Annotated in this window: 23 protein-coding genes and 1 tRNA gene; 7 read left to right on the forward strand and 17 right to left on the reverse strand. The window is 62.2% G+C overall.

The features are described 5' to 3' along the window. Nucleotides 1-75: 75 nt before the first annotated feature. The 3 genes from JMY28_RS23685 to def form a co-directional block, all read right to left on the reverse strand. Complete coding sequence (locus JMY28_RS23685) at nucleotides 76-726, reverse strand: LysE family translocator (protein WP_201698335.1); 651 nt, start codon at nucleotides 724-726, stop codon at nucleotides 76-78. A gap of 111 nt (nucleotides 727-837) precedes the next feature. Beyond that, nucleotides 838-1,833, reverse strand: coding sequence for a methionyl-tRNA formyltransferase (fmt, locus tag JMY28_RS23690; protein WP_201698336.1), 996 nt, complete (start codon nucleotides 1,831-1,833; stop codon nucleotides 838-840). An 88-nt stretch (nucleotides 1,834-1,921) separates the two neighbouring features. Then, on the reverse strand, nucleotides 1,922-2,425 hold the full coding sequence (def, locus tag JMY28_RS23695; RefSeq protein ID WP_201698337.1) for a peptide deformylase: 504 nt from the start codon (nucleotides 2,423-2,425) through the stop codon (nucleotides 1,922-1,924). A gap of 284 nt (nucleotides 2,426-2,709) precedes the next feature. Between def and dprA the strand changes: the two genes are divergently transcribed. The 3 genes from dprA to JMY28_RS23710 all read left to right on the forward strand — a co-directional run bounded on the left by dprA (nucleotide 2,710) and on the right by JMY28_RS23710 (nucleotide 7,370). After that, nucleotides 2,710-3,972, forward strand: a complete 1,263-nt coding sequence (gene dprA / locus JMY28_RS23700) for a DNA-processing protein DprA (protein ID WP_201698338.1) — start codon at nucleotides 2,710-2,712, stop codon at nucleotides 3,970-3,972. Nucleotides 3,973-4,077: 105 nt separating this feature from the next. Then, entirely contained in the window at nucleotides 4,078-4,455 is a 378-nt protein-coding gene (locus JMY28_RS23705; RefSeq protein ID WP_201698339.1) for a thioredoxin family protein, read from the forward strand. A gap of 257 nt (nucleotides 4,456-4,712) precedes the next feature. Beyond that, nucleotides 4,713-7,370, forward strand: a complete 2,658-nt coding sequence (locus JMY28_RS23710) for a DNA topoisomerase III (protein WP_201698340.1) — start codon at nucleotides 4,713-4,715, stop codon at nucleotides 7,368-7,370. Nucleotides 7,371-7,465: 95 nt separating this feature from the next. Here the strand turns inward: JMY28_RS23710 and JMY28_RS23715 are convergent, their stop codons facing one another. Together JMY28_RS23715 and JMY28_RS23720 are read right to left on the reverse strand one after the other, a co-directional pair. Further along, the gene (locus tag JMY28_RS23715; RefSeq protein ID WP_201698341.1) at nucleotides 7,466-8,575 is read right to left on the reverse strand and encodes a LysR family transcriptional regulator; all 1,110 of its coding nucleotides are present in this window, start codon (nucleotides 8,573-8,575) and stop codon (nucleotides 7,466-7,468) included. A 315-nt stretch (nucleotides 8,576-8,890) separates the two neighbouring features. Beyond that, nucleotides 8,891-10,741 (reverse strand): phosphoenolpyruvate carboxykinase (GTP), encoded by a 1,851-nt coding sequence (locus JMY28_RS23720; protein WP_201698342.1) that lies wholly within the window; start codon nucleotides 10,739-10,741, stop codon nucleotides 8,891-8,893. A 427-nt stretch (nucleotides 10,742-11,168) separates the two neighbouring features. On the opposite strand from JMY28_RS23720, the gene JMY28_RS23725 reads away from it, so the two are divergent. Continuing rightward, a complete protein-coding gene (locus tag JMY28_RS23725) occupies nucleotides 11,169-12,182 on the forward strand; it encodes a D-2-hydroxyacid dehydrogenase family protein (protein ID WP_201698343.1) in 1,014 nt (337 codons plus the stop codon). Nucleotides 12,183-12,256: 74 nt separating this feature from the next. Here JMY28_RS23725 and JMY28_RS23730 read toward each other — a convergent pair whose 3' ends face one another. Next, on the reverse strand, nucleotides 12,257-13,135 hold the full coding sequence (locus JMY28_RS23730) for a patatin-like phospholipase family protein (RefSeq protein WP_201698344.1): 879 nt from the start codon (nucleotides 13,133-13,135) through the stop codon (nucleotides 12,257-12,259). A gap of 48 nt (nucleotides 13,136-13,183) precedes the next feature. Continuing rightward, complete coding sequence (locus JMY28_RS23735) at nucleotides 13,184-13,588, reverse strand: PaaI family thioesterase (protein ID WP_201698345.1); 405 nt, start codon at nucleotides 13,586-13,588, stop codon at nucleotides 13,184-13,186. A 270-nt stretch (nucleotides 13,589-13,858) separates the two neighbouring features. Here JMY28_RS23735 and JMY28_RS23740 point away from each other — a divergent pair. Next, nucleotides 13,859-13,934, forward strand: a tRNA-Lys gene (locus tag JMY28_RS23740). Between the two features lie 427 nt (nucleotides 13,935-14,361). On the opposite strand, the gene JMY28_RS23745 is transcribed toward JMY28_RS23740, so the two are convergent. From JMY28_RS23745 to JMY28_RS23765, 5 genes are all read right to left on the reverse strand, one after another. Then, nucleotides 14,362-14,715, reverse strand: a complete 354-nt coding sequence (locus tag JMY28_RS23745; protein WP_201698346.1) for a HEPN domain-containing protein — start codon at nucleotides 14,713-14,715, stop codon at nucleotides 14,362-14,364. A 1-nt stretch (nucleotide 14,716) separates the two neighbouring features. After that, nucleotides 14,717-15,214 (reverse strand): hypothetical protein, encoded by a 498-nt coding sequence (locus tag JMY28_RS23750; RefSeq protein ID WP_201698347.1) that lies wholly within the window; start codon nucleotides 15,212-15,214, stop codon nucleotides 14,717-14,719. Next, a complete protein-coding gene (locus JMY28_RS23755) occupies nucleotides 15,211-16,056 on the reverse strand; it encodes a TIGR04255 family protein (RefSeq protein WP_201698348.1) in 846 nt (281 codons plus the stop codon). Before JMY28_RS23755 ends, JMY28_RS23750 begins: the two co-directional genes overlap by 4 nt. Nucleotides 16,057-16,341: 285 nt before the next feature. After that, a complete protein-coding gene (locus tag JMY28_RS23760) occupies nucleotides 16,342-16,710 on the reverse strand; it encodes a hypothetical protein (protein ID WP_201698349.1) in 369 nt (122 codons plus the stop codon). 211 nt (nucleotides 16,711-16,921) lie between these two features. Then, nucleotides 16,922-17,239: a DUF3761 domain-containing protein gene (locus JMY28_RS23765; RefSeq protein WP_201698350.1), complete on the reverse strand. Its 318-nt coding sequence runs from the start codon at nucleotides 17,237-17,239 to the stop codon at nucleotides 16,922-16,924. A 262-nt stretch (nucleotides 17,240-17,501) separates the two neighbouring features. On the opposite strand from JMY28_RS23765, the gene JMY28_RS23770 reads away from it, so the two are divergent. After that, nucleotides 17,502-17,849, forward strand: coding sequence for a DUF6173 family protein (locus tag JMY28_RS23770; RefSeq protein ID WP_201698351.1), 348 nt, complete (start codon nucleotides 17,502-17,504; stop codon nucleotides 17,847-17,849). 135 nt (nucleotides 17,850-17,984) lie between these two features. Here the strand turns inward: JMY28_RS23770 and JMY28_RS23775 are convergent, their stop codons facing one another. Together JMY28_RS23775 and JMY28_RS23780 are read right to left on the reverse strand one after the other, a co-directional pair. Then, on the reverse strand, nucleotides 17,985-18,239 hold the full coding sequence (locus tag JMY28_RS23775; RefSeq protein ID WP_201698352.1) for an integrase domain-containing protein: 255 nt from the start codon (nucleotides 18,237-18,239) through the stop codon (nucleotides 17,985-17,987). A gap of 94 nt (nucleotides 18,240-18,333) precedes the next feature. Beyond that, nucleotides 18,334-19,152, reverse strand: coding sequence for a hypothetical protein (locus JMY28_RS23780; RefSeq protein WP_201698353.1), 819 nt, complete (start codon nucleotides 19,150-19,152; stop codon nucleotides 18,334-18,336). A 158-nt stretch (nucleotides 19,153-19,310) separates the two neighbouring features. Between JMY28_RS23780 and JMY28_RS23785 the strand changes: the two genes are divergently transcribed. Next, complete coding sequence (locus JMY28_RS23785; RefSeq protein ID WP_201698354.1) at nucleotides 19,311-19,616, forward strand: hypothetical protein; 306 nt, start codon at nucleotides 19,311-19,313, stop codon at nucleotides 19,614-19,616. A 348-nt stretch (nucleotides 19,617-19,964) separates the two neighbouring features. Here JMY28_RS23785 and JMY28_RS23790 read toward each other — a convergent pair whose 3' ends face one another. The 3 genes from JMY28_RS23790 to JMY28_RS23800 all read right to left on the reverse strand — a co-directional run bounded on the left by JMY28_RS23790 (nucleotide 19,965) and on the right by JMY28_RS23800 (nucleotide 23,261). Further along, a complete protein-coding gene (locus JMY28_RS23790; protein WP_236597003.1) occupies nucleotides 19,965-20,498 on the reverse strand; it encodes a hypothetical protein in 534 nt (177 codons plus the stop codon). Nucleotides 20,499-20,555: 57 nt separating this feature from the next. Further along, on the reverse strand, nucleotides 20,556-20,795 hold the full coding sequence (locus JMY28_RS23795; protein ID WP_201698355.1) for a hypothetical protein: 240 nt from the start codon (nucleotides 20,793-20,795) through the stop codon (nucleotides 20,556-20,558). 504 nt (nucleotides 20,796-21,299) lie between these two features. After that, on the reverse strand, nucleotides 21,300-23,261 hold the full coding sequence (locus JMY28_RS23800; protein WP_201698356.1) for a zinc-ribbon domain-containing protein: 1,962 nt from the start codon (nucleotides 23,259-23,261) through the stop codon (nucleotides 21,300-21,302). Nucleotides 23,262-23,927: the final 666 nt, after the last annotated feature.

The following is a 23,927-nucleotide window of genomic DNA, read 5'->3' on the forward strand; positions in this document are numbered from 1 at the left end:
CCGCCAGCCGGTCAGCCGTATGCGGGCGCATTGTAAGCGATTTGTTAGATATGGGCAGATGCGAAAAATTCAATCTCAGCGTGTGGCCGTCGCGAGCTTCAGGCCCAAGCCGACAAACGCCGAGCCAACCGTGCGGTCAAGCCACTTCTTCACGCCCGCCTTGCCCGAAAGGCGCTGTGTGACGCTGCCGGCCACCCACGCAACGAAGCTGCTCCAGACCGTGCTCATCAGCACGAACGCGGCACCGAGCGTCAGGAAAGCGAGCGCCTTGTGCTCGCTCCCCGGGCTCACGAACTGCGGGAAGAACGAGACGAAGAACAGCACTACTTTTGGGTTGAGCACGTTGGTGCAGAAACCCGAAACGAAGAGCTGGCGCAGCGGCCGCGCCGCAGCAGCGGGCGGCGTGGCTTGCGCGGCGCCTTCGGCCGGCTTGACCTCGTGTTTCGTGAGGACGAGCCGCACGCCCAGATACACGAGATAGATCGCGCCGACGATCTTGATGACCGTGAACGCCGTGGCCGACGCCGCGAGCAGCGCCGTCAATCCGAACGCACAGGCGAGCGTATGCACGCAGCAGCCCGCCGAAATACCCAGTGCGGAGACAAGGCCCGCGCCGCGGCCCTGCGCGACGCTGCGGCCGACGATATAGGCCGTATCGGGCCCCGGTGTCACGTTCAGGAGAAACACGGCGACGAGGAAGAAACCAAAATGGGTGATGCCGAGCATGACAACCTCAAAATCGAAAAACGCGCTTCAAACGCCATTGATTCTAGCGCGCTGGTAACTGCGCGGCATTTGGGCCATCGGCTATTTTCAGGCGATGGCGCGAGCCTGGGTTCAGGCCGCAGGGGCCTCGGGCAGCTGGAAACGCTGGCCCACCGCTAGCGACATGCCGGCCAGGAATTCGCGTGCGGGCAGGCGCTTGCCGCCCGGTTTTTGCAGCTGCGTGAGGCGCAGCGCGCCCTCGCCGCAGGCCACCACTACGCCCGCCGGGCTCACATCGAGAATCTCGCCCGGCTCAGCGCTCGCGCTGGCCGAGCGCTCCACAGGCTCGGCGGCCCACAGCTTGAGTTGCGCGCCGTCCAGCGTGGCGGCGCCGCCCGGGAACGGGTCGAACGCGCGAATCTGGCGCGCGAGCGCCACGGCCGGCCGGCGCCAGTCGAGCGCCCCTTCCTGTTTGCCGATCTTTTCGGCGTAAGTCGCGCCCTCTGCCGGCTGCGGCGTGGTGGGCAACGCGCCGTCGCGCTCGAGCGCGACGAGCCCATCCACGATCAGCGTCGCGCCGAGCAGCGCCAGGCGGTCGTGCAGCGTCGCCGTGGTGTCGCCCGGCGCGATTGGCGTGCGCACCTCGGAGATCATCGGGCCGGTGTCGAGCCCCGCGTCCATCTGCATGAGCGTAATGCCGGTCTCGTCGTCGCCGGCTTCGATCGCGCGGTGAATCGGCGCGGCGCCGCGCCAGCGCGGCAGGATAGAGCCATGAATGTTGATGCAGCCGTGCGGCGGGATGTCCAGCACCTCCTGCGGCAGCAGCAGCCCGTAGGCTGCGACCACCATCACATCGTGCGGCGTGGCGCGCAGCAGGCCCAGCGCCGCGGCGGCTTCCTGCGGATACTTGCCCGTGCGGCGCAGCGACGGCGGCTGGGCGACGGCTATGCCGTGCTCCTGCGCGTAGCGCTTGACCGGGCTCGCCTGGAGCTTCATGCCACGACCCGCCGGGCGGTCCGGCTGGGTGAGAACGAGCGGCACGGCAAAGCCCGCTTCGTGAATCGCCGCGAGCGCCGCGGCGGCGAATTCCGGCGTGCCGGCGAAGATGACGCGAAGGGTGTGGCTCATGGGCGCTCGGTGCTCAGTTTGCTGAAAGCGGGTTGACGAAGAAAGAGACGGCGCGGCGCAATACGATCGAATTACGATCGAATCGCGATTACATCGCGCGTTCGAGCTTCTTCATCTTGCTGCGGATGCGAGTTTGCTTGAGCGACGAAAGGTATTCGACGAACACCTTGCCCATCAGGTGATCCATTTCGTGCTGGATGCAGACCGCGAGCAACCCTTCGCAGTCCACCTCGTAGGTCTCGCCCTTTTCGTTCATTGCGCGCACGCGCACCTTTTCCGCGCGCTCGACTTCGTCGTAGATGCCCGGCACGGAAAGACAGCCTTCCTCATGCACTTCACGCTCGGCGCTCGACCAGATGATTTCCGGGTTGATGAACACGCGCAGCTCGTCGTGCGCGTCGGATACGTCGATCACCACGACGCGCTCATGCACGTCGACCTGGGTAGCCGCGAGGCCGACGCCCGGCGCGGCGTACATGGTTTCGGCCATGTCGGCGACCAGTCTGCGGATGCGATCGTTGACCACCTCGACCGGCTTCGCGACCTTGTGCAGACGCTTGTCGGGGTAATGAAGAATGTTCAGTAGAGCCATGATTTGACGGGTTTCTCGTTGGGCGCCTGAAAGAGCCAGGAACAGGGAACGATGCGCGGCCTGGCCATTCGGCCAGCTTGCGGGTCCCATGCCGGATACGGAGGATATGCACGCATATTCGGACGAAAGGACCGCAATTCAACGTTGAACGCGCGCTCGCCCGTGCAAACGCGCCGCGCTTGAAGGCGAGCGCGCAGTGCCACGGGTAAAGACGCCACGGTGTATTTCGGATGGTGAAAATTTTATCACGAGGTGCGGCAAACCGTCCGCGCCCGGGGAACGCAATGCCGACGACCTTGCCGCTGTCTCCCGAGGAACTGGCCGCCTGGCTGCGCCTCGCCCTCGCGCGCGGCCTGCGGCCCACCGCGCTGCGTGCGCTGCTCGGCGCGTTCGGCCTGCCTCAAAACGTGCTGGCCCAGCCATTTTCCGCACTCGCCGCGGTCGCGGGAGCACAAGCCGCGCACGCCGCACTGGGCGAGACCCGTCCGGACTTCGCAGCACAGCTCGAAGCGCTGCAGGCGTGGCGCGCGGCGCCAGGCAACGCGGTCATCACGCTCGCCGACCCGGCTTATCCGGCCCGCCTGCTCGACATGCCCGACCCACCGCCGTTGCTCTACGCAAAGGGCCGGCTCGAGCTGCTCCACGCACGCGCGGTAGCCGTCGTGGGCAGCCGCAACGCCACACCCCAGGCCATCGAGGACGCCGCGCGCTTCGCGCGCACACTCGCTGCGTCGGGTCTCACGGTCGTCTCGGGGCTCGCGCTCGGGGTAGACGGCGCCGCGCATCGCGGCGCGCTCCACGAGCATGGCGGCACCGTCGCCGTGATCGGCACCGGCGCGGATCTCGTCTATCCCCCGGCCCATCGTCCACTCGCCACGGAGATTGCCGCGCACGGCGCGCTCGTCTCCGAATGGCCGCTCGGCACCCCGGCGCGCTCCGCGAACTTTCCGCAGCGCAATCGCGTGATTGCCGCGTTCGTGGAAGGCGTGGTGGTGATCGAGGCCGCACAACGTTCCGGCTCGCTCATCACGGCACGCCTCGCCAACGAGATGGGGCGCGACGTATTTGCGCTGCCCGGCTCGATCCACGCGCCGCTCACGCGAGGGTGCCACGGGCTCATCAAGCAGGGCGCGCAGCTGGTCGAATCGCCCGAAGAGGTACTCGATGCGCTAAACGTCGGGCAACCCTCGGGTAGCGGGCGCGCGCTCGCGTCGCGGCGTGAGCCACGCCGCCAGAAAGTCTCGGTTCCTTTCGATCGCCCACCGCGCGACGCTGGCGAGACTCTGCCGCTGCCGCTCGAAAGCCCGCGTGGCGAGCCGTTGCGCGCTCATCGCGGTGAAGCACGAAAGCCGACCGCCAGCCTTGCCGCCGAGGCCCGGCGCCTGCTCGAAGCGCTCGGGCACGCGCCGGCCACGGTTGAAATCCTCGCCCAGCGCACCGACATGCCCGAAGCGGTGCTGCAAGGCACGCTGCTGCAACTCGAACTCGCGGGGCACCTCGATGCCCTCCCCGGCGGCTGGTTCGTGCGGGCCAGTCGTGGGCAGTGAGCCGGCTGATGTCGTGGATCGGGGGAGCATCACTGCCCGCGCGCCGCCGTGATACATTCGCGCCAAATACCCCGCTCTATATATAAGAGAACGCAAGGAACGACCATGCCCGCGCTAGACCTCGACACCGACGCCGACCTGATCGCAGAGCGCGTCAGCAATCAGGACACGCTGTTCGTCGCGTGCCTGTGCGCACAGTGGTGCGGGACGTGCCGCGACTACCGGGCCACGTTCGACCGCATCGCCGAGGCGCATCCCGATGTCTGCTTCGCGTACATCGACATCGAAACCCACGCCGACCGCTTCGACGATCTCGATGTCGAGAACTTCCCGACGATCCTGATTGAAGACGGCCACGCCACGCGCTTCTTCGGCACGGTCCTGCCGCATGCCGCCGTGGTCGAGCGCATGCTCGCGGACCTCAGGGCGCTGCCGGGCGTGGCCGATGCGCCCAAGCTGCGACCTGCCCTGAGCGCGGTTTGAGCGCAACGAACATCTGACTCCGATCAGACGCGCCGCTTGCCGCACGGCCTGGCGCGCCCTTATGATTGGGCGCCCTGGCGGGTGCGCGGGTGTCGTCATGAGATGACGCAAAAATCGACGCCGACGCGCCATGTGCTATAAAGCGGTCGAGAACGGCCCCCCGAGCGGGGCAGCAACGCCGGGCATCGAGCCCAAGCGCCCATTCAGGCGGCATCGGCCCCGGGGCGCCAACCGGATACACCCACAAGCAACCAGTCATGTCCAAAGCTCTGATCATCGCCGAGAAGCCATCCGTCGCGAACGACATCGCGCGCGCGCTGGGCGGTTTTACCAAGCATGACGAGTACTACGAGAGCGACGACTACGTGCTCTCGTCGGCGGTCGGCCATCTGCTGGAAATCGCCGCACCCGAGGAGTACGAGGTCAAACGCGGCAAGTGGAGCTTCGCTCACCTGCCCGTGATCCCGCCGCACTTCGACCTGAACCCGATCGCCAAGAGCGAATCGCGGCTCAAGGTCCTCAACAAGCTGATGAAGCGCAAAGATGTCACGCAACTCATCAACGCCTGCGACGCGGGGCGCGAGGGCGAGCTGATCTTCCGCCTTATCGCGCAGCACGCGAAGGCGAAACAGCCGGTCCAGCGCCTGTGGCTCCAGTCGATGACGCCGCAGGCGATCCGCGACGGTTTCGCGAATCTGCGCAGCGACCACGACATGCAGCCGCTCGCCGACGCCGCTCGCTGCCGCTCGGAAGCCGACTGGCTCGTCGGCATCAACGGCACGCGCGCGATGACTGCCTTCAACAGCAAGGGCGGCGGCTTCTTCCTCACGACAGTTGGCCGCGTTCAGACGCCAACGTTGTCGATCGTCGTCGAACGTGAAGAGAAAATCCGCCGATTCATCCCGCGCGATTATTGGGAAGTGCGCGCCGAATTCGTCTGCGCGGGCGGCTTCTATGAAGGCCGCTGGTACGACCCGAAATTCAAGAGGGACGAGTTCGATCCGGAAAAGCGCGACTCGCGCCTCTGGAGCCTGCCGGCCGCCGAGACCATCGTCGCGGCCTGTCACGGCCGTGAAGGCACGGTGAACGAAGAATCGAAGCCATCCACGCAGCTCTCGCCCGCGCTCTTCGATCTGACGAGCCTGCAGCGCGAAGCCAACGGCCGCTTCGGCTTTTCGGCCAAGAACACGCTGGGTCTCGCCCAGGCGCTGTACGAAAAGCACAAGGTGCTCACCTACCCGCGTACCGATTCGCGCGCGCTGCCCGAGGACTACCTCAGCACCGTGAAAGATACGCTCGAGATGCTCAAGGAGAGCAACAACTACCTGCCGCACGCCAAGCAGGTGCTCGACAAGGGCTGGGTGAAGCCGAACAAGCGCATTTTCGACAACTCGAAGATCAGCGACCACTTCGCCATCATCCCGACGCTGCAGGCGCCGAAGTCGCTTTCCGAGCCCGAGCAGAAGCTCTACGACCTCGTCGTGAAGCGCTTCCTCGCCGTGTTCTTCCCGGCGGCGGAATACCGCGTCACCACGCGCATTACTGAAGTCGCAGGACATCACTTCAAGACCGAAGGCAAGGTGCTGGTCGAGCCGGGCTGGCTGCAGGTCTATGGCCGCGACGCGGCTGGCGACGACGCCAACCTCGTGCCGGTGAAGAAGGACGAGAAGGTCAAGACCGACAAGATCGCGGCGCATCAGCTCGTGACCAAGCCGCCTGCGCGCTACAACGAAGCGACGCTGCTCTCGGCGATGGAAGGCGCGGGCAAGCTCGTGGACGACGAAGAACTGCGCGAGGCCATGGCCGCCAAGGGCCTTGGCACGCCGGCCACGCGCGCGGCGATCATCGAAGGTCTGCTCGGCGAAAAGTATCTCGTGCGCGAAGGGCGCGAGCTGATTCCCACGGCCAAGGCGTTCCAGCTCATGACGCTGTTGCGCGGCCTGGGCGTGGAAGAACTCACCGCGCCGGAACTCACCGGCGAGTGGGAGTACAAGCTTTCGCAAATGGAGCGCGGCAAGCTTCCACGCGACGCATTCATGCAGGAAATCGCCCGCATGACGCAGACCATCGTGAAGCGCGCGAAGGAATACGACTCGGACACGATCCCCGGCGACTACGCGACGCTGACAACGCCGTGCCCGAATTGCGGCGGCCAGGTGAAGGAAAACTACCGTCGCTTCGCATGCACGAAGTGCGAGTTCTCGATCTCGAAGATTCCGGGTGGCCGTCAGTTCGAAATCCCCGAAGTGGAAGAGCTGCTGCAGAACAAGACGATCGGCCCGCTCTCGGGCTTCCGCAGCAAGATGGGCCGGCCGTTCTCGGCCATCCTCAAGCTCTCGTTCGACGATGAAATCAAGAACTACAAGCTCGAGTTCGATTTCGGCCAGGACCAGGGTACCGAAGATGGCGAAGCGCCTGACTTTTCGCAGCAGGAGCCGGTGGGCGCCTGCCCGAAGTGCAAAGGCCACGTGTTCGAACACGGCATGAGCTATGTGTGCGAGCACTCGGTCGCGAATCCGAAGACCTGCGACTTCCGCTCGGGCAAGGTGATCCTCCAGCAGGAGATCACGCGCGACCAGATGGCGAAGCTGCTGGCCGAAGGCCGAACCGACTTGCTGACCAACTTCAAGTCGTCGCGTACGGGCCGCAACTTCAAGGCTTTCCTCGTCAAACAGCCGGATGGCAAGATCGGCTTCGAGTTCGAGAAGAAGGAGCCGAGCGCGAAGACCGCGGCCAAGACGGCTGCCAGGAAGTCGGCCGCATCGACTGAGGCTACGGGCGATGCCGCGAACGACACGGCAGATTCGGCAGAAGAAGGGAAGGCCAAGCCCGCGCGCAAGACGGCGGCCGCCAAAGCCGCACCGGCACGCAAGACGGCCGCCCGCAAGACACCGGCGCGCAAGACAGGTTCGTAAGCGGTCGGAATCTGCCAGCGCGCAGCCAGACAAAAAGGCGCAGCTTCTCACGAAGCTGCGCCTTTTTTATCGGCCGATGAACGGTGATATCGGGCTTATAGCGGCGAGATGGCCGACGTGCGGGTGCGCGCCGCCGAAGCGCGCGCAGTCTTCGGTGCGCGCTCGGCGTCCATCCCATTGTGCTCGCCGTCGTGCAGGCTCCCACCCGGCACGGGCTGCGCGCCATCGTACTCCTCGCTCGCGACGCCATTGCGACCCGCCACAGCCGGGCGCGCGAGACCGTCCTTGACCCACTGCTCGCCGAGCTGGCTGTTCGGCGTCTGGCTGAAGTGCTCGACAAGGTGGTCGATGAACGTGCGCACCTTGGCCGGCAGGTGACGGCGGCTCGGATACGCGACGTTGATCTCCACCTGCGGCAGACGATAGTCGCCAAGCAGCCGCACGAGACGCCCGCGCGTCATGTCGCGGCCAATCAGATAGCTCGGCAGGATCGCGATGCCCATACCGAGCAGCGCGAACTGGCGCAGCATCTCGGTGTTGTTCGCCACGATCACGTTGGTCGGGCGTACGCGGACTTCGCCCTCCGGCCCCGTGAAGACGCGCTCGTCGCCCCAGTACTCGGAGGGCAGCGAGAGGCTGGGGTGCTCCATGAGGTGCTCGGGGCGCGTGGGCGTGCCGTGCTTTTCGAGGTACGCGGGCGTCGCGCACACCGTCATGCAGCCGGTCGTGAGGCGGCGCGTGACAATGCTGGCGCTACGCATCTGGCGTGCGGTCACGACGCCCAGATCGAAACCTTCTTCGACGAGATCGACCTGACGGTCGACCAGCGTGACGTCGGGAATGACCTGCGGATACCGCTGCGTGTACGTCTGCAACACCGGAGCGAGATTGTGAAGCCCGAAGACGACCGGCGCGACGATACGCAGCGTGCCGACGGGCTCGTGATTACGCGCGACGACCATCTGTTCGACGTCCTCGAGCTCATCGAGAATCTGGCGGGCGCGCTCGAGATAGACCTGACCCGATTCGGTCAGGGAGAGACTGCGGGTCGTGCGATTGAGCAAACGCGTGCCGAGCCGACCTTCGAGGTCGGCAACATGCCGCGTCGCAACCGCGTTGGAGATATCCATCGCTGAGGCGGCCCGGGCGAAACTGCCGAGGTCGGCGACTTTGACGAATACTCGCATCGACTGCAAATGATCCATGAGACAACTCCTGCCTGTTACTACCCCGCTGTTAATCAGCGGAGGAAACCGCGAATTCTCCTACGACAGCAGAAAACGTGCAGAAGTTGCCTCCGAAGCCCCTATTTTCTTTACGAATTCTTCGACTGCGCCCCAAAATGCATCAACGGCGGTTCGATTGTTACCTCAACCGAAACAATTTTGCGCATTGCAGCGAGATAACTGGTCAAGTGCCGAACAGACGGGCCTCTGCACTGCAGCAATGCATTCGACCCCGCAAATAAAAATGGCCGCCCGCAGGCGGCCATTCAGTTAGTGAGCGCTCACATTATATGATTACAGGCGTGTTTCGAGCGCCTTGCGAGCGTCCTTCAACACTTCCGGCAAACCATGAGCGAGTTTGTCGAACAGTTCGGCGTGCAGCGCGAGTTCGGCCCGCCAGGCGTCGGCGTCCACCGATATCACCTGTTCGAACTGCGCCTGCGTGAAGTTCAGACCCCGCCAGTCGAGATCGCCATAGCGCGGCGACACGCCGAATGCGTGCTCGTCACCCGTGGCCTTGCCCTCGATACGGCGCACCATCCACTCGAGCACGCGCATATTCTCGCCGAAGCCCGGCCAGACGAACTTGCCATCCGGCCCCTTGCGGAACCAGTTCACGCAGAAAATGCGCGGCACCGTCGCGCCGGCCTTGGCGAGGCGCTCGCCCACATTGAGCCAATGGCCGAAGTAGTCGGCCATGTTGTAGCCGCAGAACGGCAACATAGCGAAAGGATCGCGGCGCACCACGCCCTGCTGCCCCGCCGCCGCGGCCGTGGTTTCCGAGCCCATGGTCGCGGCCATGTAGACGCCGTCGGTCCAGTCGCGCGCCTCGGTCACGAGCGGCACGGTGGTCGAGCGGCGGCCGCCGAAGATGAACGCGTCGATGGCCACGCCCTTCGGGTTCTCCCATTCGGGATCGATCGACGGGCATTGGGAAGCCGGCGCCGTGAAGCGCGCGTTCGGATGCGCAGCCTTGCGGCCGGTTTCCTTGCCGATGGCGGGCGTCCAGTCGTTCCCCAGCCAGTCGATCGCGTGTGCGGGCGGCTCGTCGGTCATGCCTTCCCACCAGACGTCGCCGTCGTCGGTGAGCGCGACGTTCGTGAAGATCACGTTCTCCTTGAGCGTCGCCATGGCGTTGAAATTGGTCTTTTCGCCCGTGCCCGGCGCCACGCCGAAGTAGCCCGCCTCCGGATTGATCGCGTAGAGGCGTCCATCCGCGCCGGGCTTGATCCACGCGATATCGTCGCCGATCGTGGTGATTTCCCAGCCGTTCATGGCAGGAGGCGGAATCAGCATGGCGAAGTTGGTCTTGCCGCACGCCGACGGGAACGCCGCCGCGACGTGGTACTTGCGGCCTTCCGGCGAGCGCACACCGAGAATCAGCATGTGCTCGGCGAGCCAGCCTTCGTCGCGGCCCATGGTCGAAGCGATGCGCAGCGCGAAACACTTCTTGCCGAGCAGCGCGTTGCCGCCGTAACCCGAGCCATAGCTCCAGATCTCGCGCGTTTGCGGGAAGTGGACGATGTACTTCGTCTTGTTGCACGGCCACGGCACGTCCTTCTCGCCCGCCGCGAGCGGCGCGCCCACGCTGTGCACGCACGGCACGAACGCGCCGTCTTCGCCGAGCACGTCGTACACGGCGCGGCCCATGCGCGTCATGATGCGCATGTTCACGGCCACATAAGGGCTATCGGAAAGCTCCACGCCAATATGCGCGATAGGCGAGCCGAGCGGGCCCATCGAGAACGGCACGACGTACATCGTGCGGCCGCGCATCGAGCCCGCGAACAGGCCGTCGAGCGTCGTGCGCATTTCAGCGGGCGCGACCCAGTTGTTGGTGGGGCCGACGTCTTCCCTGGTGGGCGAGCAGATGAAGGTGCGGTCTTCCACGCGCGCGACGTCCGAGGGATCGGAGCAAGCGAGATACGAATTCGGGCGCTTCTGCGGATTGAGGCGGCGCATCGTGCCGGCCTCGACCATCTGCGCGCACAGGCGGTCGTATTCCTCCTGCGAACCGTCGCACCAGACGATGCGATCCGGCTGCGTATGCGCTGCGATTTTCTGCACCCAATCGATCAATTTCCGGTGCCGGACCCAGGCGGGCACCTGCGCGGCGGCCTGGGCTTGGTAATCGGGATGGTTCATCGAGCTGTCTCCATTTTTAGGGCTGTAAAAAGGGGATCGGCCCTTTTAGACGCTGCACGCGAGAGGCGCAACTCATACGAACCAAAAGTTGATGGCAGATCAACATGCGAATCGGTCCGCACAGTTGGGCAGGTCGTCAAGGTCCTTTAGCCTGGGGTTCGAAACCGTCTGTAAAGCGGCTTGCATCGGAACCCGACAAGCTGTTAAAAGTTGCAAAATCGCGGGTGATTCCCGCGACAAAAACTCTGCGTGCATAGCCTCGGGTTTGCGCAATTGCAATACCTGCTGCGGCACGCGGCGAGCGACGTGAAGGCTCCCCATATTCATACCAGCCTTCGCGGCGCTGCATAGTGGGATAACCACCAGATGAACACCGAAGTCGCGCCCCGAACGGCGCGATGCAAAACACGCAAAACAACCCGCCGCCATGAAAATTGCCATCCTTGACGACTACCAGGACGCCGTCCGCAAGCTCGACTGCTTTCAACTGCTCGCCGACCACGAGGTCAAGGTTTTCAACAACACGGTGCGAGGCCTCGGCCAGCTCGCCAGCCGCCTCGCCGAAGTCGACGCGCTCGTGCTGATTCGCGAACGCACCCGCATCACCTCGCAACTGCTCGACAAGCTCCCGCATCTGCGCATGATCAGCCAGACGGGCAAGGCCGGTCCGCACATCGACATCGACGCCTGCACCGAGCGCGGCATCGCCGTACTCGAGGGCACCGGCTCGCCCGTCGCGCCCGCCGAACTCACGTGGGCCCTCATCATGGCCGCGCAGCGCCGCATTCCGCAGTACGTCGCCAACCTCAAGCAGGGGGCGTGGCAACAGTCGGGCCTCAAGACGTCCGCCATGCCACCCAACTTTGGCCTGGGCCAGGTGATGCGCGGCCAGACGCTCGGCATCTGGGGCTACGGGAAGATCGGCCGTCTCGTGGCCGGCTACGGCAAGGCCTTTGGCATGCGCGTACTGGTGTGGGGCCGCGAACATTCGCTCGAAGCGGCGCGCGCCGACGGCTACGAAGCCGCCGCAAGCCGCGAGGCAATTTTCGAAGAGAGCGACGTGCTGTCGCTACATCTACGCCTGCACGATGACACGCGTGGGATCGTGAAGCAGGAAGACCTGATGCGCATGAAGCCCACGTCGCTGCTCGTCAACACGAGCCGCGCGGAGCTGATGGAAGAAAACGCGCTGCTCGGCGCGCTCTCTCACAACCGGCCGGGCATGGTCGCGATCGACGTGTACGAGAGCGAGCCGATCCTGCAGGGCTACAGCCTGCTGCGTATGGAAAACGTGATCTGCACGCCGCACATCGGCTATGTGGAGCGGGAGAGCTACGAACTGTACTTCGGCGCGGCGTTCCGCAACATCCTCGCGTTCGATGCGGGCGACCACGCAAGCGTCGCGAACCCCGAAGCGCTGCAGGGCGGTCGCCGCAGGTAAGCGCGACCGCACGGGGGCGGCGCGCGCCGCCCTCTCCGCGTCCTCCCGGCTGCTTCTGATCCGGCCGCGTGCGCTCAGGCGTGCGCGGCCGATTCCATGACGTCTGGCAAACGCGCGAGGAAACGCTCGCCGTCCACACGGCCGAGGTTGTAGGCGTGCTGCATCTGCTGCGGGCTCGTGTAGTCCCAGCTCGAGATCGGTACCTTGGCCGATGGCTGCACATAAAGGCGCTGCTGCACGCCCTGCGCCGCCTGATGCCGCACCACGAACATCTGCGGGCGCGGATAGAGCCGCGTCACCATCACCAGTACACGGCCGGGCGTCTCGTCGAGCGCGCCGACCGGCACGTTGTCGACCATGCCGCCGTCGAGCACCGGGCGGCCGTCGCGCCGCAGCACCGGCGTGAACGGCGGTGTACACGACGACTGCAGGATGAGATCGGCCAGATCCTCCACGCTCGCGCATTCCTGCGCCGTCACGAACTCCGGATGAAACCCGAGCTTGCGCCCGAGCGTGGGATGCAGCGTCTTGCGGATGTGTTTTTCGATGTTGTACGCGATAAGACCCGCCGCCACGGCGCTGCGCGCCCCGAGCCAACGCGGCACATGCGACACGCCGATGCGGATCTCAGGCGCGTCCTGAAGCTGCGTGAAGGGCTCGCCGTAGATGTCGAGCAGCGCCTGGCGATAGATGCGGTAATGCGGAAACACCGATTCGCCACGCAGCAGATTGCCCCAGTAGGCGTTGCGCTTGTTGTGGCGCAGCGCTTCCTCGTAATAGCGCATGACCCAGTCGGCGTCGCGCGTGTAGAGCATGCACGCGGTGGCCGCGCCCGCCGAAATGCCCGTAATGACGCGCGGGCGAATGCGCAGCTCAGGCTGGACGATGTCCCAGAACCCCGCCTGCCACCAGCAGCGATTGCCGCCACCGGCGAAAACCACCTGATCGAACATGCCTTCTACGTCCTTCGAAGCGACCGAAAACGATCGGAAGCGCCAAGCTTAATCGAGCAGCGCGTAAGTCGAGGTCGCGTGAACCGCCATCCGGCCGTCTTCGTCGTAGAGTTCTATTTCACCGAATACCAGACTGCGGCCCATGCGCAGCACACGCGCCGTAACGAGCACGTCGCCCTTACGCACCGCGCGCATGAAGTTGGTGTTCAGCGCAACGGTCGTCATGGGCTTGAACGCGCCGAGCGCGGCCGTTATCGCAACGATCATGGCCGTATCCGCCGCCGCCATGAAAACCTGCCCGCAGATCACGCCGCCCGAGTGGCGCAGCTCGCCGGAAAACGGCAAGCGCAAGGTGGCGCTGTCTTCCGAGACCTCGACGGGCTTCATCCCGAGTGCGCGCACCCACGGGGCCAGCACGCGCTCCAGCAGCGCGTCGATTGCGTTGTCGTCCATCGTTTGCCTTTGTGGATTGCGTGCGACGATTCCAGCCGATTACCACCAACCTCAGCCAACCTCAGTGAACAGGCGGCGCACAACGACTGGCTCGAAACCTGGTTTGACGCCAGGCGTGGCGACATCATACCGGGACAGCACGGCCCGCATGGTAAAGGCGCAAACTCCTGCGGAGATGGGGCTTGCGCCGCATCGACACACTATTTTCAGGAAATTTGCGAAAGGGGCTTGCCAAGTCCCAAAAAGTCCTGCATAATCTCGTTTCTGTTGGGGGCGTTAGCTCAGTTGGTAGAGCAGCGGACTCTTAATCCGTAGGTCGAGTGTTCGAGTCACTCACGCCCCACCAGCAATTTCAAAGGGTTGCACGCGAAAGCGTTGCAGCCCTTTTTCGTTTTTGGGCTCCATGTAACCGCTGTGTAACCGGATTTCGGCTATCGCAACCAGCGGCAGCGCCAGTCATATGCGCTTGCTGGCACTGGCACTGGCACTGGCACTGGCACTGGCACTGGCACTGGCACTGGCACTGGCACTGGCACTGGCACTGGCTGCCACAGCTTGACACGCTGCTGCGCTTAGACCAACGATCAACGCCGTCGATACAGAACCTTGCGGGGAGACACAATCGCTTACAGGTAAAGGCAGCGAGCGGATGACGTCAATTTTGTGTACCGAAGTGTGTACCAAAAACGTGTGGCGTCGGGGTTCACCTACGCAGTTGGCGCCTTTGGAGCCGAGGGCCTTTCGACAAGCTGAGAGTCCTGACTCAATCAGGCTCAAGGCTTCAGTTTGCCAATGTGCTCGATTACTCGCTGTGCGATATCGATGGCCTGATTGGATTTAATCTTGCTGAACGACAGCGCCAAATCATAATCCGCATCATTTCTGCTCACTCGCAGAGAGTCCAGCCTCGATGCAACTTTGGCCTCGCCGATTTTTAAGTAATGCTGTCGGGTGAGCGAGTGAACTGTGCTCGTCGAATCCGCGATACCCGCAGTGTTACGCGCATAGAGGAATGCTGCGTAGTAAGCGCGACTGACGGCAGATCGCAGCTTTGCCTCTTCCGTATTCTGCGCGCCCTGATGCAACTCGCGCGCTACCGCTAGGAATTCGCGGGGCTCGCAAGCCATGTCAGCGAACCCTTACGATTACTTCATCGAGTGCGTTCGCCATCCGGCTGTCTCCGCAAATTTCGTCCAGGAAGGAATCTTCGAGTTCCAAAAAACGCTCTTGCGAAGCGAGCGTTGTTTCAACATTTAGAAGCATCTTTTCCCAACCTTCCTCTGGATCGGAGTACATCGTGAGCTGTAAATGTGCTCCGGCGAAATGTTTTGCTGCAACGCCCCGGATTAGGTCGACACCAGAAAGCGTTTCGAACTTGGCACCGGCGAGATAACGTCGTGCTGCTGCACTCTCCGTCATAGTTGCGCCCACGTTTCTTCCTTCTCGCGATCTTGGATCGGTTGATGGCATCATCGAAACGAACTCACTAAGCCCAAGCGTGTTTGGACCGAGACTGGAAGTCGACTGACGTGCCTTACGCACCTGTAATGCGATACGCGGGTCACTCTGCGGGCGCGAACCCGTCTGCAACCAGCCAGCCGAATACGAAGTGGTTGCGGCCGTCATTGATCCTCCAGCCCAATGGCAATCAATTGTTCGCGGTTCAGCACATTGCGCATGATCACTTTATTGTTTGGCTGCAACAGTCCCTTGAAAGCAACCTGCAAGAACTCCTCGTTCTCGTCGTCAGACGCAGACGACAGAGCCTTCGGCAGATTGTCCTTGAAGGTCACTTGAGCTAAGTGGTCGATTGACGCGGTGAGGCGACCATCGATATTCGCGCTCGTGAGGTTTAGGACGTTCAACAACTGGCGATTGGCGAACTGGGTTTCCGCCGCCGGCCCGTCGCCATCATTCATGGTTAGCACGAACCAACCCTGATATACATGCCAAAGAGAACCAACCGCTAGTGTATTCGCAGGCAAGTATTGGGAATCAGGATTGAAAACGTCACTAATCAGGTAGGGTTCCGGGTCCGTTTCGTAGACGAATTTGTCAACGACTTGAAGCGCGATCTGACTGAGCGGGTTTGTCTCCGAGGCGATCTGTCTCACGACTTCAGTCATGAAACGCTTCGCCTCTGGCCATACATTTCGCCATGAGTCGTAGTCAAGGCAGTTCACGACAACGGTCTGATCGGCGGCCCGAACAACCCAAGCCGGTGTGCCGTCTTCCTTGAAACGCTGGAGCAACACTCCATTCGGAGCCGCCTGTTGCGTGATGCTGGGCATTCCAATATGGAATGCAATGCCCTGGAGTGTCTCGAATCGCGGCAGATCCGAGCGCAACGTCTCACGCAAAGTAGCCAGGCGCGCCACTTCCGCTGCATCAAATGCACGCGAGAAAGTGAGAACAAAGGCCATGGCCTCTATAGCATTGTGCTGACGGATCGGTTTTGCGATTGCCATTTTAAATGGGACAGGTCGAGCGGGTGCCTAGGCGCGTAAACCGGTGCGAGTATAGCTGATCCTGTATATCGGCCGATTATCACGAACCCTTATGCACACCATCCGTGCGATGGAATACGCTCGACGTTCACTTGCGGTGGCACCGATCGGGACGCCCCCGTTTTTGGAATGCGCGGCGCATGCGAGCGATTCGCCCACCGGGTCAGCGGCTAGGCGAGACGCATCTGGATTGCCGCGCGGCTACGCGAATATCGATCGCGTAGGTAGTCGGGTCGCATCTGACGCCTAGCGCTTTTTAAGGATCAAGAGCCCGTTTGAATGAGAGACCTCCTTGTACTCGCGTAAGGACGTCAATGCGCCAACGCCACCTGCAGCGACGGCCACGGCAATTGCTGCATATGTGGTCGGCCCACCCAAGACAGCAAGGGCAGCAGGAGCTGCAGCGACGGCCGCAACTTCGGACGTTCCCCCGGTCGCGATAGCCGCAATAGTCGCGACGACCACGATGGCAATTGCCGCTATCGCGATAGCCCAAGCGACTTTGCCGGTTGCGCGAATACGGACAACCTTCGTGGCGAGGTCACCTTCGACCTCGATGTAGTCGTCGCCTCTCTTGAGGGCGTCCGCCAAATCCTTGTTGGTTCCGATTGCCATGCGGTCTGCCTCCAGTAGCCGATGACAGATATTTCGGCCGCAGTTCTTGAAACTTTAACGCCCCCGGAACGGGCCATACCAGACTTAGGCATTGCTTCGAAGCCGACAATCGCCGAACCTCGCGTGTCATGAAGGGATCGCTGGCCGCTTTTCATTCTTCGACATCTCACTTCGGAAGCGCGAATTTCGTGGCCTTACCGCGATCGAGCGTTTACTCCCACTCGGCGACGCCGCGATGACGCGAGCACGTGCCCGCATGATGCTGGCTGAAGCTGTATGTGCCGTCACTGCACCTTGCGGTGGCGCCGATCGGCACAGAGCCATTTCGGGAGTGCGCAGGCGAATGCACTTCATGCCCGTCGTGGTTCACGTAGTGGCCGTGCTCTTGCAGTTGGGAATCGTCTGGGGGCGATGGCTGGTACGCGTGGGCGGCTCTTGCGAGCGCCAACAGGGCTACGAGACTGCCGCATCGAGCCGCGGCCAATACATGCGCGGCAACACGACCGCGACTCAAGCTGATTCTGTTCATCCCCGTACTCGTTCTGATCTTATGGTCCCGGTCAGCTTGTTGCAGGCCGGACCCCAGTATATCGAGCGGCATGCTACAAGCCCGACAGGATGGCGAAAACGGCCGCAGATGCGATCCCGTGTGGGCTACACCGCCATCACCATCGCCACAACTCCCGTGCCGTCATCCTTGGACCATACTGGCGCCGCAAATGACGGTACTCAGTGTGCGAAACTAGGCGGCACAATCTGGACACAAACCTTTACACCACCGGGGAAACCAAATGTCTAATTTCGACCCGCTCAACTTACGAGTCAATCTGCCGACGATACCTACTATCGAACCGCCCCATGTTTATGCATTCAAGACTTTCGTCGAGGAGGTTCGAGCATTTGAAACCTCCCTCGTAGAGGGCGAGGCCGTCGGTGCGATGCTGGCCTCATTTGGGAAATCTGTGATGCTACAAATCACCCAGATCTCGCGGGCCGGACAGTTCTTCTGCTTCGACGGAATCACTGAAAATGGTGACAGCGCACGCTTGGTTCAGCACTACACGCAGGCATCGATTCTTCTGATAAAACTTCAGACAAATGAAGCTTCGCGTCCTATAGGCTTTGTGCATCACAGTTGACCGGATAGTGCATAAAAACCGTCGCATGATGTACGCCGGAGCGCGCCGCCCGCCTTTTATCCCTATCGGCAAGCGTGCCCTTCTCCTATACGGCGCCCTGCGCGGCGCTGGCATCCGTGCGCGGTAATTCACAGATCAGCCAGATAATCGTGAATTTCGTCCTTTTGCCAGACGGTGCAGCGCTGGGGTAGTTGGATTGGTTACCGAACGCACGCCCTCCTCTGCGTGCAGACCGAATTCCGCCTTCAGCTCCAGCACCATCGCGACACCTGGATCGAGCGCCGCGACGATCGCGAGATGCACCTTGAGCGTCTCCGGTGGCATCGGACGCTTGGTAGCGGCGCGGCTCGCGCCTGCGAAACCCAGCGACGCGTTACCGACCTTGTCCACGAACGGTCGGCGCTTGATGCCGTGGAGCGCGGCCCCGATATGCCATGCAAGATCTTCTTGCCGAGATCCCTGCGCATGTCCGGCATCTGCTCCTTCACGGACTTGCGCTCGGCGATGCCCACGTTGCGCACCGCTTGCTCTTGCTCGGCGTCGAGGGGGCCGATGTAGTTCGCCGCGCTCTGGCGGTGGAACTTGGCAACAGGGCCGGCGCGCCTTGGCGGCTGACGAGGTCGGGCTGGTCGGGGTTGGCGTCGGCCGGGCGGTCGCTGCCGGTGAGCTTGAAGTCCTTGGCGTCCTCGTCGGCCTGGGCCTTGCCTTCTTCTTCGAGGGCGGCCTCGGTGCGCGCAGTGGCCTCGTCGTGCGTCTCGCCCTTCAGCGAGAGCCCTTCTTCGCTTTCGCTTCGCGCACGCGCCGCATCGCCTGGCTCATCGTCACCAGGACGTGGAGCGTTCGTGTCCGGTCGGCTGGCTTCGAGTCCTTCAGCTTCTCCAGAATCCGCTGCACGCGCGGCGTCATCCCTGGAATCGTCAAATTCGGGTCCGTCGTGGCTCCAGCGGGGATCGTCGGCGTCGAACGGGATGTCGTAGTCTCCGAGTTCGCGCTCGTGGACTTTCGCGAGGACGCTTTCTTCCTCGGCGGTGAGAGGACCATCGTCTAGTTCCTCGTCGGTAATGCCACGTTCGTGTTCAGGCAGCTCATTGTATCCCGCTGCGCGGCCGTCCTCGTCCTGCACGTGACGCGTCACCTCCAATTCGATGCCCTGACTGGCCGAGGTATCGACTCCATCGTTTCGGCCTAGCGTACGTCCGGCCATCGGCGTGCTAATGTCGAAGTGACCGGGCCCGCTGGGGTGCGCGCGGATTCCCGTTGGCACCCCAATCATCATCGGCGCGCTCATCATCACCAATTGCAACAGGAACTAAGTTCATGAGCGCCATTTATGGACTCAGGAAACGGTCACAATCCGATGGGCTTGATGTCATACAGATCGACCGGTCCGCGCCGATCATCAACAACGCTGCCATCCAGGCCATGTCCCAGTGACCAGCCCTGATGCGATAAGGAGCATCGATGGACACGCTGAAATTTGCACTCGCGTTAGAAGGCGAAGGCATGGATCCCGAGCAAGCATCCATCATCGCCACCGAGATGTACAGAATCTATGCTCACTCAGTACTCGGTGGCGTCTATAAACCCGTGGACTATGGCGATTTTGAGGCACTTCGCATCAAGGCGAACCTGATGCGAGCCAAGTCAGAAGCGATGACCAACGTGCTACGCGCGATGAACGCCAATGACGCCGACCAAGAGAAGCATTGGCAGGGTGAAATGGAGCGGATCGACGCAGAGAGAAGGCAGCGGGGGTTCATCAAGTGATCGACTCAAAAGACGATTCACGTCATCGTTTGTATAGGTCGGTCACTCACGCGTCTCATCCGCCATGCGAAGCCATTCCCCGAGTGTGGCCCGGACATACTGTTGGCATAAGTCGATACTGACAGCGTTTCCGTCCCCGAAAATCGAGTAATAGCCCCCGTGGAAGGCGATCGACAACCGCTCATCCCACTCGCCATCTTCACGTGTCAGGCGTTTGCGGAATCGCAGTTTCCTTTTCTCTATCAGCGCAAACCTGCAATCGGCAAACGCGCTAATCAGTGTAGGAGGATTCCTCCGTCACGCGAGCCCCCTCCCTTCCGTCCACGGAGAACATCAATGGCAATTCTGTCACTTCTGGCGATCAGCCCGACTTCGAACGGCAACTGGCGTCGAAAGTGGCAGCTCAAGAAATTCCGTCTCCGCCAGTTCTGCCCATTCCACGGTGAACGGCAGGTAGAGGCGAACGATCCAGGTGAACCCCACCGTCCGTCCGTCGCGACGGACCGCATACGGATGGAGGATCTCGCCATCTGCGCGCACCCGGTCGAACTGCAGCAGACGTTTCCTCGGATACCGACCACTGTCCACCCGCTCCTGCATCATCCGCTCGACCACCTCATGCGGAAAGCCGGGATGTCCTGACGCACAGGACTCGTCGAGGCTCGCGAGGATTTTGTCTTCCTCTGACAGGTATGCGCCTTCCAGTTCGACCTCGTCGAACACGACTTCATCGACCATGTACGGCGGCCCCCGATACCAGACCGGATCATCCTCGTCGAGCCGGATGGCCGTCACTGTACGTGTGCCGACATCCGTGCAGCGCCACCAGAAAGGCCCACACAAAAATTCAAGACCAGTATGAAAGTCAGAAGGTTTCATCATCTACCGTTCGATTGTCGGCGCAGGCAACGTGATATGACAGCCCGTGAGATCCCGATGCTAGAGGGGCATGCGCGCGTCAATCACGGCCCGGCGCTTCGTAAGCGCCGAAGAAAATCGCGCAATCTCCGCCTGCAGGAGCGCCGTGTTGATCTCCACGCGATCTAGACCCGCCTGCAGACCGTGCACTTGGTCGCGCATTTCAACCTCGAACTCTTGCAGCGCCGCTTCGAGCTCCAATACCCCGGCCAGAATCAGCTTCCAATCTTCCGATGTAAGGTCGCCAGTCTCGTCCGTCATCGTCGGCCTCCCACTGTCTTACGGCCAGTATAGACTGCGTTGCCTCCCGGCAAGCTGCACTGACGATCTTCGCCGTGAGCGCTCCACTACACGGCCGAATGGTTACCCGATGCGAGGGGCGGCCCGAACGACGCGCAGTGCTCGTGCGCGTGTCCACGGTATCGCGGCAGCCGACCGCGCGGCACCATCGTGCTGGCGCGCAGCCGACGATATGGACCAACGGCGTCAAATCTGCTCCGCCAGCTGTCCCTGTCTGCACCCACGTGACCGATGGGACCCGTTCGGGAAACGCAAAGCGGGTGTGCCGGGGGGCAAAAAATGACCAAACACACCCGCCATTCAGACACCACAAATAATACGCACTCGCCGCACTCTGGTTACATGGCGGTTACACGCAGATACCGAGTGATGGCAAACACTGCATCCCGAGTCTTGCGCACCGCATGGAACGGTCATCCGGAAGAAGACGTTGGCTGCGCAACCACGGATCACCAATCCGCAAATTCAGGCTTCTTTGCTCGCGGCGCGTGCCCGCTGGCGACAGGTTGGGCACCCCCCGTAGCCCGTGTTGCACAACTCGACGCGCGCCTGCCAGACGTGCGTCGGGTCAGCTCGGCACTGCCACCACACCTTTTGACCGCTTCCCGGCAGTACGGCTTCGACACCCCGGTCGTTGAGTTCGGGATGCCATTCACCAGCCAGATCGGGTCGCACTGCGGCGAGCGATCTCTTGGGGTCGGTTTTCCTGCCACCACAGTAAGGACAACCAACCCTCAGCCGAGTGCGATTCGCGACGGACGCAGCCCACTCATGGCCCGGATCCACCGGACATCGCCACCACACAACCTTGTGGCTTCCCCTTCCGACGTCCTCAGGCCGGAGCGGGGAATTCCTTTCGTAGTGCCACTGTTTGGCAAGTCGGGGTTCCAGCCTAGCAAGGCAATTTGCCCGGACGATCTTCTTGTTTGAACAGATCGGGCATCCGTTTCCTCCTACCCGACTATTTACGACCGCCTCCCACTCGTGCCTCTCGTTTCGCCGGCAGCGCCACCAGACTTTTTTGTTACTACCCGGTGCGATCTGGGTGGGAAGCCTGTCACCGTTTCTAGTCGAGTGGAACTCGCTGGCAAGTTCGGGATGCAGCTGCGCGAGCGAATCCTCGGCAAGTACGACGTACCGCCTGCAATACATGCAGCCCTTTCCGAGAACCCGGTCCCGCACAGTGCCGAAGTAGGCACCATGCCGGTCGCAGCGCCAGTACACCTTCATGCCGCTTTTTGCGGTTACGTCGGATGGGGACAGGCGCCCGTTCTTTTCGACATGCCACCGGGCAGCGATATCGGGATACCGGTCCTTAAGGGACTTGCCAGGCAAGGGCCCGGGAAGCGAAGCACACAGGCCAAGATAGGCCTCATCTTCCGCAAAGCGATCGCGGGCAAGGTACTGGCGAATGATGCGCACATACTTGCGGACGGGCACAACGGAAGGCAGCAGCGCAACAAGACGTTTGATGTCCTCAACCGACAAATCGAGCCTTTCGTTGATGGGCAGTGTTACACCGATGTGAGGCAGTGATCGATCACGGATCCGCACCACGCGAAATCCTAGCGTCTCAAGGGCTGCGGTATTACGACGATCGCGTTCAACTTTGGGCGAATGGAACCGCTTGCCATCGTACTGCACGACGAGCTTCAGTGACGGAATCAGCAGGTCCACCTCAAGCCTTGCGCCGACGCTGGCCCGGTGACAGATGTCGGGAAAGATCGTGCGCAATTCACAGAAGAGCCGTAACTCAGGCGTAGAAGTCTGCCGCGTGCACTTCGGACAACCACTCCCAAGCCTGACGCGATGATCGATACGGGCCGCCCATTCGTGCCCAAATTTACAGAGCCACCAAGGCTTCACATCGCTGCCAAGGGATAGGGAGGCTGGATTGAGCGAGCCGTTCTTTACAGGATGCCAATCGGACAGCAGGTCGGGGCGCCGTGCGGCGAGAGAATTCTCCGGCAGGACGGCGCGGCCGCTGCAGTAAGGACAGCCCTTGCCACTGACCCGTGAGTACACCGCGGCCCTCCAATCATGGCCCATTGGACAACGCCAGTAGACCCTCCTATGCGTACCCGGCGGAACATCCGTCGGAACCAGCGTACCGTTCTTGGTCGGGTGCCATTGAGCCGCAAGGCTGGGATGGGTCGTGGCCAGGCAGTTGGTTCCATCGATACGCCGTCCGGCGCAATACGGGCATCCCGTCCCGCCGTAGTGACGGTTGGAAGGCGACGCCTGCCAGCAATGCAAAGCATTCTTCCCGCAGCGCCACCACACCCTGCGATCGGAACCGAGTGTCAGGTCCGAAGGAAGAATATCTCCGTTGAGCTTCCAATCCCATTCAGGGAGGAAATCTGGATTGGCCGCAGCCAGAGTTGGATAGTGGCGGGGTTTTCGGTAGGGTTTTCGACGCCTGGCCATTTCTTCTCCTGTTCAGATTTTCTTAATGATGTTTAGATTTCCTAAATATTTATGCCGAAAGTGCCATCGGATTCAAGGCCGGTCGAAAATGAGGAGGAGACCTGCTGATGACGGCACGCAGAAGCTACTACAGACTTCTTTCCGTCGACAATCCCCGTAAACCTTCGCTGGCGAAACCCGACGACTGCTCGTCACCGATTACCAGAGCCGAACACGGACGTCTTACCTCGTCGTGCGGGATCGTGATAGCGGCGCGTCAGCGCGTTCCAAGCATACGACCATCGCCGCTCGGGCGACACAGGGGCCTTGAAGCCGTCCGTCGTCTTCACTCCGCTTTGCGTTAGCCCTTGGCACAGGCGAGTGGATTCGGGTACGCCGTTCACAAAGCGTGTCGGCCAAAACGTGCGATCGGTGTACCGCGTTCGCGCGCGCGCGATACCAGTATGCGTTCACGACGCTTAGCCGAGTAAAAGCGCTAAGCGGCCGTGTAGGTCCGGTGGATATTGCTGTGCGGCTTACGGGTGCACACGAGGTGCATACATCTAAGAGGGCTAAGTCAGCCTCTGGGTTTGTTGCAGTTGTCCCATTCGAATTGCAATTGCGCTGGAATGCTAACGGTTGCTCTATTGCTCCCATTCTGACAACCGCGTGACCGTGCAACGTGGG

The sequence above is a fragment of the Paraburkholderia hiiakae genome (genome assembly GCF_904848665.1).
Lineage (GTDB): Bacteria > Pseudomonadota > Gammaproteobacteria > Burkholderiales > Burkholderiaceae > Paraburkholderia > Paraburkholderia hiiakae.

Bases quoted from the DNA above. Each gene is read 5' to 3' on its own strand.
- JMY28_RS23735 (WP_201698345.1), bottom strand. From the start codon at position 13,588: ATGGACGACAACGCAATCGACGCGCTGCTGGAGCGCGTGCTGGCCCCG.
- fmt (WP_201698336.1), bottom strand. From the start codon at position 1,833: ATGAGCCACACCCTTCGCGTCATCTTCGCCGGCACGCCGGAATTCGCC.
- JMY28_RS23800 (WP_201698356.1), bottom strand. From the start codon at position 23,261: ATGGCCAGGCGTCGAAAACCCTACCGAAAACCCCGCCACTATCCAACT.
- dprA (WP_201698338.1), top strand. From the start codon at position 2,710: ATGCCGACGACCTTGCCGCTGTCTCCCGAGGAACTGGCCGCCTGGCTG.
- JMY28_RS23795 (WP_201698355.1), bottom strand. From the start codon at position 20,795: ATGACGGACGAGACTGGCGACCTTACATCGGAAGATTGGAAGCTGATT.
- JMY28_RS23710 (WP_201698340.1), top strand. From the start codon at position 4,713: ATGTCCAAAGCTCTGATCATCGCCGAGAAGCCATCCGTCGCGAACGAC.
- JMY28_RS23770 (WP_201698351.1), top strand. From the start codon at position 17,502: ATGTCTAATTTCGACCCGCTCAACTTACGAGTCAATCTGCCGACGATA.
- JMY28_RS23720 (WP_201698342.1), bottom strand. From the start codon at position 10,741: ATGAACCATCCCGATTACCAAGCCCAGGCCGCCGCGCAGGTGCCCGCC.
- def (WP_201698337.1), bottom strand. From the start codon at position 2,425: ATGGCTCTACTGAACATTCTTCATTACCCCGACAAGCGTCTGCACAAG.
- JMY28_RS23790 (WP_236597003.1), bottom strand. From the start codon at position 20,498: ATGATGAAACCTTCTGACTTTCATACTGGTCTTGAATTTTTGTGTGGG.
- JMY28_RS23705 (WP_201698339.1), top strand. From the start codon at position 4,078: ATGCCCGCGCTAGACCTCGACACCGACGCCGACCTGATCGCAGAGCGC.
- JMY28_RS23755 (WP_201698348.1), bottom strand. From the start codon at position 16,056: ATGGCAATCGCAAAACCGATCCGTCAGCACAATGCTATAGAGGCCATG.
- JMY28_RS23750 (WP_201698347.1), bottom strand. From the start codon at position 15,214: ATGACGGCCGCAACCACTTCGTATTCGGCTGGCTGGTTGCAGACGGGT.
- JMY28_RS23760 (WP_201698349.1), bottom strand. From the start codon at position 16,710: ATGGCAATCGGAACCAACAAGGATTTGGCGGACGCCCTCAAGAGAGGC.
- JMY28_RS23785 (WP_201698354.1), top strand. From the start codon at position 19,311: ATGGACACGCTGAAATTTGCACTCGCGTTAGAAGGCGAAGGCATGGAT.
- JMY28_RS23765 (WP_201698350.1), bottom strand. From the start codon at position 17,239: ATGAACAGAATCAGCTTGAGTCGCGGTCGTGTTGCCGCGCATGTATTG.
- JMY28_RS23730 (WP_201698344.1), bottom strand. From the start codon at position 13,135: ATGTTCGATCAGGTGGTTTTCGCCGGTGGCGGCAATCGCTGCTGGTGG.
- JMY28_RS23685 (WP_201698335.1), bottom strand. From the start codon at position 726: ATGCTCGGCATCACCCATTTTGGTTTCTTCCTCGTCGCCGTGTTTCTC.
- JMY28_RS23715 (WP_201698341.1), bottom strand. From the start codon at position 8,575: ATGGATCATTTGCAGTCGATGCGAGTATTCGTCAAAGTCGCCGACCTC.
- JMY28_RS23745 (WP_201698346.1), bottom strand. From the start codon at position 14,715: ATGGCTTGCGAGCCCCGCGAATTCCTAGCGGTAGCGCGCGAGTTGCAT.
- JMY28_RS23725 (WP_201698343.1), top strand. From the start codon at position 11,169: ATGAAAATTGCCATCCTTGACGACTACCAGGACGCCGTCCGCAAGCTC.